Genomic DNA, 16,552 nt, shown 5'->3' with positions numbered 1-16,552 from the left:
GTCAATGGTACTAGCCGTTTAGGCATCGTCATAAGGGCGTTTGTCGTCCAACCAGCCAACTTTGACAACGGCATGCAAGGACTTGGATCGCGCTTTCTAGCGCATGGGAACGGGGCTGGCGCGCACGGAGCACGTTGACGTGCTGGCTGATCGCGGTGAATTGCGAGTTGGCAAACGGTAGATGTCGATGCTCGCCATCCTGCCTCCTGCGACGAGGAACGTGCCATGACGGCTACCCTCTGGCGAGGCCGATCGACCTTAAAATTGCCGACGAGAGTAAAATGATCAAAAAAATATTCATCGCGTTTGTGACGATTGCTTCGTTCTCCGCGGCTCAGGCACAAACGACGCAGGAACAGCCTGGCGCTGATCTAATCGTTATCAACGCAAAGATCTTCACCGGCAATCCTGGGCAGCCCGAAGCTACGGCTTTGGCCGTCAAAAAAGGCCGCATCTATTCCGTCGGCTCTGATGTGGACATTCTTGGTCTGAAGAATTCCACGACCAAGGTGATTGATGCGCGCAGCCGAAGGCTCATCCCCGGCATAATCGATGCTCATACGCACGTACTCAACGACATGGCTTATAACTACAATGTACGGTGGGATGGCGTACCGACGCTGCGTGAGGCGTTGACGATGCTAAGCGAGCAGGCCGAACGCACGCCGGAGGGTCAATGGGTCAAAGTAATCGGAGGCTGGTCCCCATACCAATTCGAGGAGAACCGCTTTCCCACTTTGGACGAACTGCGCAAGGCCGTGCCCAATCGCCCGTTGATCGTGCAATATGCCTATAACCGCGCTTTCTTGAACACGCGGGCGATGGAGGCACTTGGCATGGGCACCGATCGGTTCCCAAAGGTGCCGGACACAGAATTCGAAAAGGACAGCCGCGGCAACCCCACCGGTGTGGTCTTCGGCTACACTTGGTTGTTTCTCACCCTCGAGACCATGGTGCCGCAGCCCAAGTTCGACGAAGAAGTGAGTTCGTTGATCTATATCATTCGCGGTCTGAACCGGTTCGGCGTGACCTCGATCATCGATAACGGCGGCAGGTGGGCATACCCGACAGCCCAGGCAAGGGTAGACATGCTTGCACGGGACAACCGTCTTAACGTGCGCATGCCCTTTGTGGATTTGCAACTCGGCGACGGCGGGCCGGTAAACATGGTGGATCTGCAACTCGAAGCGATCACGAAAACAGCGCCGATAAGCACCGGGCAAAACCTGCACCCCACCCTGGCACATGGCCATGAATATCGAGGGGCTGGGGAAGTTCTGAACGGGGAAGTGCACGATCACGAAAACTTCGATCGTCCGGCGGTCATCATCGAGCCGGAGAAGATGCGGCGCTTCGTCGAGCAGGACGTGATGAAGCTGGTCCGGCGACGCATCCCGTTCCGCATGCACATCAGCTACAATGAGAACATCTCCCCCTTTCTCGACGCTCTGGAGAAAATAAACGAAGAGATTCCGTTCGATGGTCTGCGATGGAGCCTTGAACATGCTGAGACCATTAGCCCCGAGAACATCGAGCGGGTGAAAAAGCTGGGTGGCGGCATTGCCTTGGATCACAAGATGGCGCTGCACGGCGATGCTTTCATCAAAACCCATGGTCGCGAGAAGGCTTTGCAGACCCCGCGTCTGCGCAAGCTCGTGGACAGTGGCATTCCGCTGGCCATGAGCACCGACGCGTTCCGTGCAGCCACGTTCAACCCTTGGGTCGGGATTAGCTGGATGGTATCCGGAAAGTCTGTGTCCGGATCCGAAGTCCTTGCCAAGGACAACCGCCTCTCCCGCGCCGAGGCGCTTAAATTGTTCACCAGCGGCCCGGCGTGGTTCATGAATACAGAATCCGAAATGGGCTTAATAGCGCCGGGCAATCTCGCGGATTTCGTTATTCTCGACAGGGATTACTTTTCCGTACCGGAGGATCAGATCAAATCCGTCTCTTCTGTTCTAACTATCATGGACGGCAAGGTTGTGTTTGGTGCACAGGACTACAGCACTCTATCTCCAAAACTTCCTGCGATTCTTCCGAATTGGTCACCCGTTAAATACTTCGGTAGCTATTACGGGGACAAATGAATCCCGCGGGACTTCATCAGGCTGCGTGGCACTTCGGCCGAGATCAACTAGCATCTGCCGGTGCCCCGCAAGCTCGAAAGAGCGGAGATCATAGCGACTAAGGAGCGGCATCAGGCTTGGACGGCGTCACTGCATACCGGCGGTTTTATGTGCCGGTTGATTGACCGTGAAGACGACGTCGCCGATCTGAAGGGTCGGCACCCGTGTTTTTTCGATGTAATGCGGCATGGCGCTTTGGTTTTCGAGACGAGGGATGTGAGCTTGGTCTGGTTCAGACGTCGCTTGGTTATAGTGTGAGTGCGCCACGTGTTCTGAGCCCGATCGCTAATCGACCTCGACCGGCCGATCGGGATTCAAAGGGTAAAAGAAAACGAGAGCCATAACGAATTTGATTTCATCGATAGGATCTAAAATGTCCCTCCAAAGACAATGTCGACATGTTGCAGCTGCATCTTTCCTCGTATTTGTGACTGCGCCGGCGAACGCGCAGTCGGCTCCGTTCTCCGGCTTCGCGGGCTCGTGGTCCGGAAATGGGAGTATTTCCATGTCCGATGGTTCGAAGGAGCGGCTGCGCTGCCGTGCGACGTACCGTGTATCTCTCGACGGAGCGACACTACGGCAGACGCTTCGTTGCGCGAGCGACAGCTACAAGTTCGAGCTGAGCAGCGATGTAATCAGCGAGGGGGGGCGCCTGTCCGGCTCTTGGAGTGAGGCATCTCGTGGCATCAGCGGAAGCCTGCAAGGCAGTGCTCAAGGAAGCCGAATGACTGCAACCGTCGATGCGCCCGGGTTCAATGCTAACTTAGCGCTCACGACATCCGGAAACAGGCAGTCAATATCGATAACCTCCCAAGGCGACATCAGGAACGTTTCGGTTTCGATGACAAAGGGCTGATGCCGCTCGGAAAGAACTGCGTTCAGGGTCGAAAGACATCATTGACTGGAAAGGCCTGCACTGTGAACCGCGCTACAACCGATGTCCCTGTCTGCTGAGCGTGTCGTCGGATGCGCGCCGTCTCCGAAGGTGCATGTGTTCCTCCTTGCTTTCGAGAATTCTTTTCGGCACTGCTGAAGTAATACACGGCTTAGAATGTTGACAGCCGGCCTTGGAAGCGACGACGCGTTCGAGTGGAATCATCGTGTCGCATTTCAGGTATTTAGAGCATGAACTTGCTGAGGAAATCGGCTTCCTCTTATGGCTGTATTGAACCTATTCGTTTTATAAGCCACATACCATCGGCTCGGGTCGAAGGGTCGGAAACGCCGCGTTGCCCCGAGCGGGACAGGCCCAGCGTCGTGCGAATTCGCACGCGCGAAGCTGGCCGTGCCGCCGTGGATTGAAGTGACGTTGCCATATTCGGAACGCAGCGTTCCTAAACGGCAGACTATCGGCCAGGATGCAACCTCGTTAGCTTACTTCAACTCTACGAGTGTTTGCCTTGGCTGCTGCTCATATACGCACGTCGGACTCCGACAATAGAGTCGAATCGATTTAACGATCGTCCCCGTTCGGCGCTCGGGCTACTGCCGTGGCGTGGTGACCGTTGCGTTTGGTCGATTTCGGTTCGGCGCAAACCTGCGACGGTAACGGGTTAGACTTTATTGGTGGCTTAGCTGACGCGCTGACGAACCGCGGGCATCACGACTATATGGGGGGAGCGGAATCGATGAGGTTCCGACGACGGTCGGCTCGCTATAACATGACAGCTTTGATCGTAATTTGCGCCATCACGCTTGGTGGCTGCGCGCGTCGGCCCGGGCCGTGGGTGCTCGAGCCCGTTCCGAGCGTCGGCGCTGCGAAACTTGTGAAAGTCTTTGTCGCGAGCACTCGTGCTGCGCAGCCTGAAGCGTCGGTACCTCTCGCCGAAGGTGGCGCTGCAACGCCGGCGTACTTCCGCTATGTGATCTCCATCCCTCCCACTCATAGGCCGACCGAGATTGAGTGGCCAACACACGCTCCTGACCCAGCTAGGCATTTTTCAGTCGTTTCGGCAGAGCGTCTCGATGAAGAGAGGTTCCTGGTCGAAATCGGGCAGGCTGCTGCTCGCGGTGATTCACTTGGCCGCGACGTCGGCATCTTCGTTCACGGTTACAACAATAGTTTTCAAGAGTCGCTGTTTCGGACGGCTCAGCTCGTTGCTGACTCGGATGCGGGTCGGTCCGCGGTTCTATTCTCCTGGCCGTCAAGGGCAGAACTCACCGGCTATATCGCCGACAAGGATGCGGTGACCCTCTCGCGTGACGCGCTCGCCCATCTTGTCACGCGGCTCGCGGCCGAGCGTAGGGTGAGGGGTGTCAAGCTCGTCGCGCATAGCATGGGGTCTTGGCTAACCATGGAAGTCGTTCGGCAAATTCGCATCGCGTCGGACGTTCGAACTATCGAGAAGCTCAACGATGTAACGCTCGCGGCGCCGGACATTGACACCGAGGTGTTCCTTCAGCAATTACGCGTCATTGGCCGCCTGCGCTCGCCCATCACCGTGCTTGTTTCCAAAGAAGACCAGGCTCTGTCGTTTTCCAGGTTTCTCGCGGGAGGGCAACTCCGGGCTGGGGCGGCGGACATCGACGACCCTCGCGTCATCTCAGGGGCAAGGACCGCGAATGTCCGCGTCGTCGATATATCCGGCCTTGCCACGTCGGCGGGAGCCGGCCATGACGGCTTCACGGCGTACTCTGCGATCTACGGCCGGCTTCAAACAAGCCGTGACGGGCTGATCGCTTCGGAGGTAGGTGCAGGGGTGTACGCCCTCGACGTAGCCGACAGGCTAAGGCCTTTGGACGCCCGGCTCGAGCATAGAGCCGCGGTCCCGTAGCGCTTCGAGCATGCACAGTCCGGAAACTTTGTCGGCGAAGCAGAAGCAGCGATCGTGGATCTTTAGTTCTTTAAGGCGCCGCGAGCGTGAACCCCGGCGCCATCCTGACCGCCGACGGTGGCGCAATCGCCTGGGACGCACTCAGCCCGTCCCTCCAAGGCTCGGCCTAACAGGGTCGGGCCTTAATACGGCGTCTCGCCGTCATAAACACCTTCTGCAATGTGACCGAACGCCATGCAGCGTTGGGTCCACAGTCGTCAGGGGATTAGAAGGATGCGGCCGAGGATCTTGTTGTCCTCGGCATGACGGTGAGCGGCGGCAGCCTGAGCTAGTGGAAATCGCCTATCGATCGGCACGGTGAGCCTGCCTTGCGAGAGGTCAGCAAGCATCGTGTCGACAGTTCGACGCACTTCTGGACGTGACAGCACGGTTCCCATGAACACGCCAAGGATCGATTGATTGCGCTGCAGTGCCTGCCAGAGGTCAACCGTCAATGACCCACCGCCCGCATTTCCTACGGACACCAGACTTCCTTCATCGCGGAGCGCTGCGAGAGAAGTCGCCAAGGTGGCGCCGACCGGATCGACCACCAGGTCGACGCCGCGATTGTTGGTGAGATCACGAACCACATCGGCGACGGATTCGCGGTTGTGGTCGATGACACTCGAGGCGCCGAGCTCGATCAGCCCCCTGGCACGATTCTCGCCGCTTGCGACGGCAATCACAGTCGCTCCGGCTTGATGGGCAAGCTGCACCGCTGCGATCCCGACGCCCCCTGCTGCACCTTGAACCAAGACAGTGCTTCCGCTTGAAAGCCGTCCTCGTGCAAACAGGCAATGGTGGGCCGTCCCAAAGCCAATCGGGATTGCTGCGGCTTCCGCAATGTCCGCGCGTGCAGGTAAAATCCAGGTCTGTTGCGCCGACACCGCGCGGAGTTGCGCGTGAGAACCACTCAGCCCCCAGGATGTGACCCGATCGCCAATCTTGCGATTCGTGACTTCGTTGCCGATCGCTACCACGGTCCCGGCTGCGGCATAACCGACAATGTATGCAGGATGCGCCGGCGGGGAACTGCGACGGTTGATCACGTCGCCGCCTTCAAGGGAAACAGCTTCCACGTGAATCAGGATGTCTCCAGAGCCAATCTCTGGATCCGGGGCGTCGGAATAACGAAGAACTTCTGGCGGCCCATTTTGATCATACACTGCAGCTTTCATCGCTACTCCTTCTCCTGCTTGAGGCGGATCGGGACAATTGCTGCTGCTTCGGAGCCTGATGGGCCGTGCAGCGCCTATACCACCACAACTGCTACCGCACATTTGCTACGCTAGTGTTGTCGGGCGCCCATCTGTGTCGCGGAAGGTGGAACGCAAGTGACTTTCGTGTATTGCCGGGAGGCATATCCATCTCCGATGACTCTCGTTCACGCTCAGCGCTAATCCGCCAGTAATGCTCGTGCTGACTGTGCTTCGTGAGCCGCGCCGCTTCAACGCGATCAAGCGCCGCTGGATGGCATTACCCAGCGCGTACTGACCCAGACGCTGCGGAAACTCGAGCGCAACGGTATGGTGAAACGCACGGTTATCGACGGTCCTGGCCTCGGCGTCGAGTATGTACTCACCCCGCTCGGCCGCTCGCTCCAGAGACCGTTCGCGCACCATTGGACGGTCGATCACATGGATGAGAAAGTTGACCAACAACGGATGTATGATCTGATGAAGTGAGGCCTAAAATACATATGAGTTTTATAGAACTCTTTAATTGTTTGACATTGGTTCGGAACGCCCGCCTATTGGCCAACCACGCGGAATTGGTTTCTGCGCGCGCGATTTTATCTCACGTTCCGGCGTTTGGCTCGCATGCACATGCTCCACAGCATCTTCTTATCGACAGCTGGCGCCTCGCCTTTCAGCTCGTCTGTCTGTGTCCCTCCGCGCACCGACCGAAAATATACGTCTGACCGCGCCCGCTTTGGTTGCGCGGCAATCGTGGCAGCGCTACAGGCGCACTGTTGCGCCGCCGGTTACGTCCGGGGCCACCACATCGGAAGACTGATCGAGAACCACCCGGACTTTTTGGTTCACTGGTTGGCGCTGAACGGCATCGGCGCATCGATCATGCCGATCAATCCCGCGTACCGCGCCTCGAGCACATGATCCGCTGCGCCGACATAAACATATCGGCTGCGGAAGTCGAAAGCGTCGACAACCTGGCTCTTTCGGCAGTTGCGGCCAAGCCGTATTTAGTTTCTGCGCGAGCGCATTGGCCTACGGCAAACTGCCGGTGTGGATCGCCTATATCGATGCGCCGCCGATGACACTAACACAAGATCCAGAAGCACGCGCTCCGAGCAGCCAGGATCCGGCCTCATGGCCGAAAATTTTCGATTTGCGCTCCACAACAAAAAAAAAGCCAAACAGGCCTGAACGACACCTGGGAGGAAACCATGAAGATCATGCGGAACTTATTTACCCTCGTCTGCGTCGCAACGCTGATCACGACATCGGCGCATGCACAAATATCGGACGACAGCGTCAAGATCGGCGTGCTGACTGATCTGAGCGGCGTTTACGCCGATGCCGCCGGTCCGTTGTCGGTAGAAGCCGTTCGGATGGCGATCGCGGATTTCGGCGACAAGGTCGCCGGCAAGCCGATCGTCATGGTGGATGCCGACCACCAGAACAAGGCGGACGTCGGTGCTGCCATCGCGCGGCGCTGGTACGAAAATGAAAAGGTTGACGTCATCGTCGACCTCGTCAACTCGGCCGTGGCCTTTGCCGTGCTGGAACTAGCCAAGCAGAAAAACAAGGCGATTTTGGTTGCTTCCGCAGGTTCGTCGGATCTTACCGGCAAAGCCTGTTCGCCAAATTCGGTACAATGGATCTATAACACCTACGCACTCGCCAATAGCACGGCGCGGGCGCTCGTCATGGAGGGCGCCAAGAGTTGGTATTTCTTGACCGTCGATTACGCTTTCGGACATGCGTTGCGCAATGATGCGGCCAGGACGGTGGAAAGACTCGGCGGCGCTATCGCCGGTGAAGTTCGCTATCCCCTCAACAGTATGGACTTCTCGTCCTATATCCTGCAGGCGCAAAACTCCAAGGCCGACGTCGTCGCGTTCGCCAACACTGGCGGCGACCTCGCAAACTCGATCCGGCAGGCTCAGGAATTCGGACTCACCAAAGGCAAGCAGCGCCTGGCGGTGTTCTTGATGCAGAGCAGCGATATCCACGCTATTGGATTGCAGGCAGCGCAAGGGCTGCTGGTGACAACCGGCTTCTATTGGGATCTCGACGACCAAACGCGGGCCTTCGCCAAGAAGTTCATGGACAAGACCGGCAAGCGACCGAATATGGTTCATGCCGGGCTTTACTCAGCGGTGACCAATTATCTCAAGGCCATCGAAAAGTCCGGCACTGACGACGGCCCGAAGGTGATCGCGCAATTGAAGTCGATGCCTATCGAGGATTTCTTCGCCCGCAACGCGTCGCTGCGCGAAGACGGCCAGTTGATCCATGACATGTATCTGGTGCAGGCCAAGTCGCCCGCCGAATCGAAGGGGGCATGGGACTACGAAAAGCCGGTTCAGGTGATCCCCGGCAAAGATGCTTTTGTGACGCCGGAAGAAAGCGCCTGCCCGCTGTTCAAGAAGTAACGCACTTGCGCGTGAGATAGCCCAGATGACAGACATGAACGACGCCACGCCGTATATCTGGATGCCGCCATCGGAACTGGCGGCGGCAAGCAATTTGACGGCGTTTCTGCGTGCCACCGGACAAAGCGATTATGACGAACTCGCGTCAAGAGCCGAAGCCGATCCCGCATGGCTGATGCAGGAAGTCTTCAAGTTCTGCGATGTGAGATTTTATCGCAACTACGACCAGATGCTGGATGATTCCAGCGGTCAGGCATGGGCGCGCTGGTGCGTCGGCGGCACCACCAATATCGTGCTAAATTGCCTCGACAAGCATCGCGACACTGCGGTGTGGGACCAGACGTTCCTCGTCTGGGAAGGCGAAGACAAGCGTGAACGCCGCTCGCTGAGCTACCGTGAATTCGACCGCGAAGTCGGGCGGTTGGCGCAGGGGCTGCACGATATCGGAATCGGACGCGGCGACGTGGTCGCAATCTACATGCCGAACCTGCCGGAGACGTTCGTCGCGTTCTTTGCCATCCTGAAACTCGGCGCGATCGTCATGCCGCTGTTCTCCGGGTTCGGCCATGCGCCGATTCAAACCCGCTTGAATCATGGAGAAGCAAAGGCCGTCATCACCGCTGACGGCACATGGCGGCGCGGCGCTCCGGGGCCGCTCAAATCTGTGCTCGACATGGCCCTGGAGGCCTCGCCGACCGTAAAAAACGTGATCGTTGCGCGTCGCGGCAGTCTTGCGATCGACACGCCAATGCGGAAGGACCGGGACCTCTGGTGGGATGATGCCATCGCCGGCAAGGGCGCCATGATTGAAACTGCCGAGATGCAGGCGGAAGACCCGGCGATCCTGCTCTACACCTCAGGTACGTCAGGCGAACCGAAGGGATGCGTTTGGAACCATATCGGGTTCATCGGCTCGATGGTGACCCGCGATATGATCATCTGCAGCGACTTCAAATCGACGGATCGGTTTTTCTTTTTCAGCGATATGGGCTGGATGGTCGGCTCGATGTGCGCCTGCGTCCCGAGTTTCGCCGGTGGCAGCTTGCTGGTAGTCGAAGGTACTCCGGACTATCCGGATGCGGGACGGTTCTGGCGACTGATCGCCGAGCATCGGGTGACCTACCTTGGTGTGTCGCCGACGATCGTGCGCAGTTTGATGCGTTACGGGCTCGAAGTCGAATCCTACGATCTTTCCAGCCTGCGGATGACGGCCTCCGGCGGCGAAGCGTGGACCACAGCGCCTTGGCTGTGGTTCTTCGAGCACGTTTGCAAGAAGAAGATCCCGATCATCAACATGTCAGGCGGCACCGAAGTCGGTGGCTGCATCTTCACGGGAACACCCAATCACCCGATGAACCCGGGCTCTTTCGCGCGACCCGCGCTAGGCGTGGGCGCCGACATCGTCGATTTGACGGGGCGGCGCGTTCCCGATGGGACGGTCGGCGAACTGGTTCTGCGGCATTCCTCGATTGGACTGACCAAGAGCCTGTGGAGGGCCGATGCGCGCTATATCGAAAGCTACTGGAGCACACTGCCCGGATTGTGGGTTCACGGCGATTTCGCGATGCGTGGCCGGGACGGACTCTACTACATTCTCGGCCGCTCCGACGACACCATCAAGGTCGCCGGCAAGCGCACCGGGCCGTCGGAACTCGAAGGCATTCTGATCGCGACCGGCAAGCTTGCGGAAGCCGCCGTGTTCGGCATTCCGCATCCGGTCAAGGGCTCGGCCATCGTGTGTGCCTGCGTGCCGATGCTGGGCGTCGTGGGCGATCGCAGCCTCGAAAACCAACTGTCGTCGGGCCATCGTCGCAGAAATGGGCGCATCTTATCGCCCCGAAATGATTCTGTTCGTCGATGATCTGCCACGCACCCGCAATTTGAAGATCATGCGCCGCGTGTTGCGTGCCGTGTTCGAGGACAAGGATCCCGGCGACCTCTCAGCGTTGGCTAATCCCGAGGCTGTCGACCGGCTGCGCGAAAAACTGGCCGCCATGTGAACCGCCGCGGACTGTTTCGAACAGATGTTGGGATTGGGATTTGATCGCATACTGCAAGCGTTCAGTCACACGCCATATCAAGCGGCGCAAACGACAAGAAATCGCCTTTGGGAATCGACCAAGGGTGACTGGCGAACTCGCACGGTCTTCCTCTATTGAAGATTGGGCGGCATCGCCTTCCGAAATCGACCTCAATAGGAACCGTTGGCCATGAAGAACAATCGCAATCGTCAGGTCATTCTGAAATCCCGGCCGGCCGATATTCCGCAGGCCGACGATTTCGAGATCATCGAGACTGACGTTCCCGATCTGCTCGACGGACAGATCCTGATACAAAACGTTTTTCTTTCAGTCGAACCCGCTATGCGCGGCTGGGTCAGTAACGTCGCCAATTATTCGGAGCCCGTGCGCATCGGCGAAGTGATGCGCTCATTCGCCGCCGGCGAAGTGCTACAGTCAGGACATCCCGACTTCAAGCCGGGCGACAAGGTGATGGGCATGTTCGGGTGGCAGGAATTCGCGGTCGTCGGACCTGCCGCTGTCACGCGAAAGATCCGGGAAGACGACCTGCCGCTTTCGCTCTCGCTCGGCGTCACCGGTCTCAACGGGATAACCGCCTATTTCGGGCTGCTGGACATCGGCCAGCCGCGCCCTGGCGATACGGTAGTGGTGTCGACCGCGGCCGGAGCGGTCGGCGGTTGGCCAAATCGCGAAGCTTTCGGGTTGCCAAACGGTCGGCATCGCCGGCGGACCGGCGAAGGTCGCCCAGTGCCGTGAGCTGTTCGGCTATGACGAGGCGTACGATTACAAGAGCGACGATCTGGACTCCGCGCTCGGCAAGGCTTGCCCGCGGGGGATCGATCTCTATTTCGACAATACCGGTGGCGTCATCAGCGACATCGTACTTGGGCGTCTTGCCGTCGGCGCGCGCGTGGTGATTTGCGGAACTGCTTCGTTCTCGACTTGGGATCCTTGGCCAAACGGTCCGCGCGTCGAGCGTCACTTGCTGGTCAAGCGCGCACGCATGCAGGGTTTCGTCATCTTCGACTACGCACCTCGGTACGAAGAGGCCGTTTCTCGTCTAGCACAATGGGTTCGCGATGGACGGTTGCGCTATTCCGAAGACATACAGAACGGCATCGAACACGCGCCGGGCGCGATCGCCGGACTCTACCGAGGCGAGAATACCGGCAAGCGGCTCATCAAGATCCGCTGAAGACGGTTTCGCAACTCTTCAAGAGCTTCGACTGCAAGCCGGCTTCACGCTCATGCGAAATTCGCAGGGCGACATTCTGCCGTTGTCCTGACGCCCTCCTTGAAATCCTGGGTCTGCCGAAGCACGATTGCTCCGTCAACTCATTAGTCGGTCGCCGTGGCCACCCGTTCGGCAAGGCCGGTGCGCATGGTGGTCCCGCGTCGAGATAAGCGCGACCGCGCGCATTCAGCGATCTCGTCGGCCAGATCGCGGCCGACCTTACGGCGCACAACGCTTTGCCGTGCGCTGCGAGAACGACGGCACGACCATTGTCATCGGCATCCAGCCGCTCCAGAGCGTCGGCGATCTGCTGGATCAACGATAAGTCGAAGAAATTCAGCGGCGGCCGGCGAACTTCGATGAGCGCGACGTGTCCTGCGAGGGATTCAACATGGTATTACTCGCAGCGGCCATGAGCGGCTCCTCAGAATTCTGATGTCAGCGTAGCCCGAGCCCGCGCGCGATGATTCCGCGCAGAACCTCAGTGGTGCCGCCCTGAATCGTGAGCTTGGGGGCAATCTTGAGGTTGAAGGCGAGGCACTCATCAAGGGTAGCGAGGTTGCTGGCTTCGGGATCGAGGAAGGCGGCGAGATCGCGCACCGTGTGTGGCAACCGCTGCTCCCAAATCGTTCCCATGTCCTTGACGATGGCTGCTTCGACCACCGGCTCCCTACCGGCTTCGAGCATTCCGGCGACAGAGACCGACATGCGCCGTAGCGTGTGGAGTTGCGCCACCAGTCGCCCCAGACCTTCCGCCGCGCGGATATCAGGATCCGGTCCGAGCGAGCGAACCAGTTCGGTCAGAACCGCGTAGGTTTCGAGAAAGCGTTCAGGCCCGCTGCGCTCGTAGGCGAGTTCGCTGGTTGCCTGCTTCCAGGCGCCGTCGATCTCACCAAGCAGGTTGCCATCAGGAACGAACGCATTCTGAAACACCACTTCGTTGAACTCGCGCTGCCCAGACATCTGGCGAATGACGTTGCAGGTGATGCCTGGCGTTTTCATATCCACCAGGAACGACGTCAGGCCATGCCGCCTGTTTTCCTTGGTGGGTGCCGAGGTCCGGAATAGGCCGATCATGTAGTCGGACACGTTGGCGTTGCTGGTCCAGATCTTGGTGCCGTTGATCAGCCAGCCGCCATCGGTCTTGGTGGCCTTGGATTTGGCGGCAAACAGGTCCGATCCCGAACCGGGCTCGCTCATGCCGATACAGAAGCTGGCCTCGCCGCGGATGATCCGGGGCAGGATGGACTGCTTGATTTGCTCCGATGCGTAGCGGATCAGCGTCGGGCCGCTCTGCCGGTCAGCGACGAAGAACGGACGAACCGGCGCGTTGGCTACGCACATCTCTTCGGTCACCACGTAGCGCTCAAGAAAGCTGCGCTCCTGACCGCCGTATCTCTTCGGCCAGGTCATCCCGATCCAGCCGCGCTGGCCGACGCGCCGGCTAAACGCCTTGGCGCCTTCTCCTTCGGCGCTTCCCGATCTCAGGGGATCAAAGGTCCCGGCCGAAACCTCGTCTGCAAGGAATGCGCGGACTTCGCGACGCAACTCCTGGCAATGCTCCGGCAGCCGGATGGGATCGAATCGTAATGCTGTTGTCATGGTCTTGGCGCCTAAATCCGGTCAACGCGATGCGATCAGCGGCCACAGTTCATCGGCGCCGCGCCTGCCGATCCACCAGCCGAGTTCGGAGGACCAGTAGCTCTCGCTTCCAAAATCATCCCGCCACGCCAGAGCGCGCAATGTCAGGCGATGCAGTACATGCTCGGCCGTGAAGCCGATGGCGCCGTGCACCTGATGCGCGATCGACGCGCCCTTGTCGGCGGCCTCGCCGCAGCGAATCTTTGCCGATGCCACCTCAAGCAAGATGCCGTCCGTATCGCGCGGATCCGCGCTCATCGCATCGGCCGCAGAAGTCGCCGCAGTGACCGCGGCGGCGACCTCGCCACCTAGTCGCGCGAGATTATGCTGCACCGCTTGATATTTCGAGATGGTTCGCTCGAAGGCAACGCGTTCCGTCGAATAACGCACGGACAACTCCAGCATCCCCTCCAGCGCCCCGCTGATCTGTTGGCTGCGCACGGCGCTGCCCATCAAGAAAAGGGTGGTCGGATCGAACCCGTTTGGCGCAGTCGCAATAGCGACCGGCAGCACGCCAGCAACAGAAACAGTATCCGCCGCGTCGCCTGCAAGGTTCTCGAAGCGATCAATGCGGCACAGCGAGGCATCCACCAAAGCGATCCTGACTCCTGCAGCGCTCTTGGCGAGAACGGCAAAATGAGCGGCGTCGCGCGCGAACGGGATGCGCCTCGCCTGTCCGGTCAATCGTCCCTCGGCGTCCAGTCCGATCAGTTCACGCGGGCCGCCGGGCAACACCGTCATCATTCCCTCCGGCGCGACGATTCCGCCCTGCGACAACAGCCACCCCGCAAGCATGGTCTCCGCCAGCGGCACCGCAAGAGCTGACCTTCCGGCTGCGCGCAGCACGGCAAAGCCGTCGATCAGGCTCGCGCCTGAACCGCCGTGCTGCTCTAATACCCACGCCAACGGCAGACCGGCCTCGGCAAGTGCGCGCCACAACGGCGCCTTCCACGCATCGCCCTGAGCGTGCGCAACTTCTTGCAGATCCGCCAGATCGGCGAAGATCCGCTCGGCGGTGGAAACGACGATATTGTCTTCATCTGACATGGTGGCTCCTGACTTGGACGGAACGTAACTCGAGCGGAACAACGGCCTATTCGGTTTGGGCATTCCGATCGTCCGCTCGATTCTAGGCTTGCGATCTCCTCTGGCGACAGCTTGAGCATGCCGGCAAGATCGATCGAGAAATCCACCGAAAGCAGAATGGCGAATACCTTTGCACACCCGCGAAAATCGCCGATTGCGACACAATCAATCGCTCAAGTGAAACTTGATCGCATCACGCATCACGGCCGCAAATGCCTTCTCTTGCGAGACAAGCGCGTCGGTCAGGCCAGCAACGCAAATGGCGAGAGGCTCGCTGGATTCAGCTACTCGCGGGAGAGCCATGGCCACCACGCCGGCGCCTGGCGTCACCAGACTAAGCGACAATGCATGGCCCTGCTTTCGCACCTTGCCGAGCTCGACCAGCAACGCCTTGATATCGACCTGCTTCTCGGGATGCATTTCATAGGAGTTGAGCAGCTTGACCAGACGGCGGACCTCCTTGTTGGAATACCTAGACAGCAGCGCATAGCCCAATCCGGACTTTGCCAGCGGGCGAAGCGTTCCGGAGCGCACATGCAAGCGCATGGGAACCTTGGACTGGATGACGTGGATATATTGCGCGGCCAGACCGTTGCGCAGGCCGACCATGACGGTCTCCCCGGTCTTTGCCGACAAATCCTCCATCAGGTTGATCAAGCGCCCACGGCGGAACAGAACGGGGCTGAGCCAGTGGCCCAGCATCGAGATCCGCGCCGTCGGGACGTAGGTTCGGCGGCCGGCGTCATAATGCAGATAGCCAAGCGCGGTCATCGTCCGCATCAGAGCGGACGTGCTCGACTGCGGAAAATGCAACGCGGCAGCCACGTCAATAACCGATGCGGCGGACTGATGCTCCTCGAAAAACTCAAGAACCTCGAACACGCGCTTCGCTGACTTGACCGTGCTGTCGATCTTCTGATCTGGCGGCACTAGACTCTGCGTAACCTTGGGAATGTCGCGACGCAATTCAGGTGTCAAACCGCGCGTGGGCGCCCGTGTGGCAGGCTCATTCCTTTTCACGATCGCCATCTCCGTTACTTGCCCTGCTGTCAAACCCGACTCTTGAGCCACCAGCTACCATACTGGTCGGGGCGGCCGGCCCACTCGGGATCGCAACCCAGTTGAAAGCGCCGCCTGCACCGGCCAGCGACCTTCTCGGCCAAGCGCAATCATGGTCGCCTTTCCGTCTCGCAGTGTGGATTCGACGTATTCGGGTTCACGAATGAGGCCTACGGCAATCGATGGACTTTCCTCCTCGCACAGGATGCGTGCGGCGTTGGCCACATTGAAGCCCGACGCTCGCCAGACCATAGAGCGGCCCCGCAGCAGCTTCATGTCGCCGGACGAGCAATCGATCCGATCGATGCCGATTTTCTCAAGCTCGATTGCGAATGCTAAGGAGTCCTGGATCCGCCAGCCAATATCGACGCCATCGACCGACGATATCCGCACCAGCGCTGGGAGATGATATGGCCAAGACATTCCACACGATACCCGTTCGCAAATAATGGCGTCAAATTAGAAAAGCGTTCTCAAGAAACTCATATGCAGTTTGAGGCGACATTTTGGGTGAATACCCATTGACGCCGTCAGAAATTCGCAGCATCGGTGCGTTCCCTGACGTGATGAGACGCTCAGCGTTAGCGGTGGTTGTTCAAAGCAAACGGAGAGAGCCAGATGAACGACGAGACGTTGGCGGCCGGCCTCGAGAATCGATACGCCAAGTACGCGCGGCTTCAGTTCGACTGGCCGCAGCCGCGCGTCCTACGGGTTACCATGTCGAACGGAAAGATGAACTCCGCCGATGAGAAAATGCACGGCGAGCTCGGCATGATCTGGCGGGATATCGACAGCGATCCGCGCGTCTCGGCCGTTATCCTGACCGGTGCGGGCAAGGCCTTCTCAGCAGGCGGCGATTTCGCGATGATGGAGCGCATCATCGACGATCATGACACGCGGATCCGTAACTGGAAGGAAGCCCGAGACATCGTCTACAACGTCATCAACTGCTC

General features: G+C 59.1%; 16 protein-coding genes and 1 pseudogene. 11 read left to right on the top strand and 6 right to left on the bottom strand.

Annotated features, from left to right (window positions below; genetic code table 11):
- The first annotated feature begins 281 nt into the window (after positions 1-281).
- From AC5ZGW_RS39740 to AC5ZGW_RS39730, 3 genes are all read left to right on the top strand, one after another.
- Complete coding sequence (locus AC5ZGW_RS39740) at positions 282-2,087, top strand: amidohydrolase (protein WP_130225437.1); 1,806 nt, start codon at positions 282-284, stop codon at positions 2,085-2,087.
- Positions 2,088-2,499: 412 nt separating this feature from the next.
- On the top strand, positions 2,500-2,982 hold the full coding sequence (locus tag AC5ZGW_RS39735; RefSeq protein ID WP_130225436.1) for a hypothetical protein: 483 nt from the start codon (positions 2,500-2,502) through the stop codon (positions 2,980-2,982).
- An 871-nt stretch (positions 2,983-3,853) separates the two neighbouring features.
- Complete coding sequence (locus AC5ZGW_RS39730; RefSeq protein WP_165435179.1) at positions 3,854-4,900, top strand: alpha/beta hydrolase; 1,047 nt, start codon at positions 3,854-3,856, stop codon at positions 4,898-4,900.
- 257 nt (positions 4,901-5,157) lie between these two features.
- On the opposite strand, the gene AC5ZGW_RS39725 is transcribed toward AC5ZGW_RS39730, so the two are convergent.
- Entirely contained in the window at positions 5,158-6,117 is a 960-nt protein-coding gene (locus AC5ZGW_RS39725; protein ID WP_130225434.1) for a quinone oxidoreductase family protein, read from the bottom strand.
- Positions 6,118-6,465: 348 nt separating this feature from the next.
- Between AC5ZGW_RS39725 and AC5ZGW_RS39720 the strand changes: the two genes are divergently transcribed.
- The 7 genes from AC5ZGW_RS39720 (at position 6,466) to AC5ZGW_RS39690 (ending at position 11,774) form a co-directional block, all read left to right on the top strand.
- On the top strand, positions 6,466-6,624 hold the full coding sequence (locus AC5ZGW_RS39720; protein ID WP_245474675.1) for a hypothetical protein: 159 nt from the start codon (positions 6,466-6,468) through the stop codon (positions 6,622-6,624).
- A 538-nt stretch (positions 6,625-7,162) separates the two neighbouring features.
- Positions 7,163-7,456, top strand: a complete 294-nt coding sequence (locus AC5ZGW_RS39715; protein WP_165435173.1) for a hypothetical protein — start codon at positions 7,163-7,165, stop codon at positions 7,454-7,456.
- A complete protein-coding gene (locus tag AC5ZGW_RS39710; protein ID WP_130225433.1) occupies positions 7,347-8,558 on the top strand; it encodes an ABC transporter substrate-binding protein in 1,212 nt (403 codons plus the stop codon). The genes AC5ZGW_RS39715 and AC5ZGW_RS39710 overlap by 110 nt, the downstream gene beginning before the upstream one ends.
- A 25-nt stretch (positions 8,559-8,583) precedes the next feature.
- Positions 8,584-10,419: an AMP-binding protein gene (locus AC5ZGW_RS39705; RefSeq protein WP_245474674.1), complete on the top strand. Its 1,836-nt coding sequence runs from the start codon at positions 8,584-8,586 to the stop codon at positions 10,417-10,419.
- Positions 10,400-10,558, top strand: coding sequence for a hypothetical protein (locus AC5ZGW_RS39700; protein ID WP_496114075.1), 159 nt, complete (start codon positions 10,400-10,402; stop codon positions 10,556-10,558). Before AC5ZGW_RS39705 ends, AC5ZGW_RS39700 begins: the two co-directional genes overlap by 20 nt.
- Before the next feature lie 210 nt (positions 10,559-10,768).
- Positions 10,769-11,335, top strand: coding sequence for an MDR family NADP-dependent oxidoreductase (locus tag AC5ZGW_RS39695; RefSeq protein WP_207231004.1), 567 nt, complete (start codon positions 10,769-10,771; stop codon positions 11,333-11,335).
- Positions 11,265-11,774 carry an MDR family NADP-dependent oxidoreductase gene (locus AC5ZGW_RS39690; RefSeq protein WP_207231005.1) on the top strand — a complete coding sequence of 170 codons (510 nt, stop codon included), beginning with the start codon at positions 11,265-11,267 and terminating at the stop codon, positions 11,772-11,774. The genes AC5ZGW_RS39695 and AC5ZGW_RS39690 overlap by 71 nt, the downstream gene beginning before the upstream one ends.
- A gap of 262 nt (positions 11,775-12,036) precedes the next feature.
- Here AC5ZGW_RS39690 and AC5ZGW_RS39685 read toward each other — a convergent pair.
- The 5 genes and pseudogenes from AC5ZGW_RS39685 to AC5ZGW_RS39665 form a co-directional block, all read right to left on the bottom strand.
- Positions 12,037-12,174: pseudogene (locus AC5ZGW_RS39685) on the bottom strand (enoyl-CoA hydratase/isomerase family protein); the annotation flags it as partial.
- Positions 12,175-12,251: 77 nt separating this feature from the next.
- Positions 12,252-13,415, bottom strand: a complete 1,164-nt coding sequence (locus AC5ZGW_RS39680) for an acyl-CoA dehydrogenase family protein (protein ID WP_130225432.1) — start codon at positions 13,413-13,415, stop codon at positions 12,252-12,254.
- A gap of 21 nt (positions 13,416-13,436) precedes the next feature.
- Positions 13,437-14,501: an acyl-CoA dehydrogenase family protein gene (locus tag AC5ZGW_RS39675; protein WP_130225431.1), complete on the bottom strand. Its 1,065-nt coding sequence runs from the start codon at positions 14,499-14,501 to the stop codon at positions 13,437-13,439.
- Between the two features lie 204 nt (positions 14,502-14,705).
- Positions 14,706-15,569: an IclR family transcriptional regulator gene (locus tag AC5ZGW_RS39670; RefSeq protein ID WP_130225453.1), complete on the bottom strand. Its 864-nt coding sequence runs from the start codon at positions 15,567-15,569 to the stop codon at positions 14,706-14,708.
- A gap of 45 nt (positions 15,570-15,614) precedes the next feature.
- Positions 15,615-16,022, bottom strand: coding sequence for a beta/alpha barrel domain-containing protein (locus AC5ZGW_RS39665; protein WP_463328078.1), 408 nt, complete (start codon positions 16,020-16,022; stop codon positions 15,615-15,617).
- 195 nt (positions 16,023-16,217) lie between these two features.
- On the opposite strand from AC5ZGW_RS39665, the gene AC5ZGW_RS39660 reads away from it, so the two are divergent.
- On the top strand, positions 16,218-16,552 hold a 335-nt coding region (locus tag AC5ZGW_RS39660; RefSeq protein ID WP_496114074.1), incomplete at its 3' end, for an enoyl-CoA hydratase-related protein.

Source organism: Bradyrhizobium sp. Crot121, from assembly GCF_059512385.1.
This window is presented reverse-complemented; position numbering and strand designations above follow the sequence as displayed.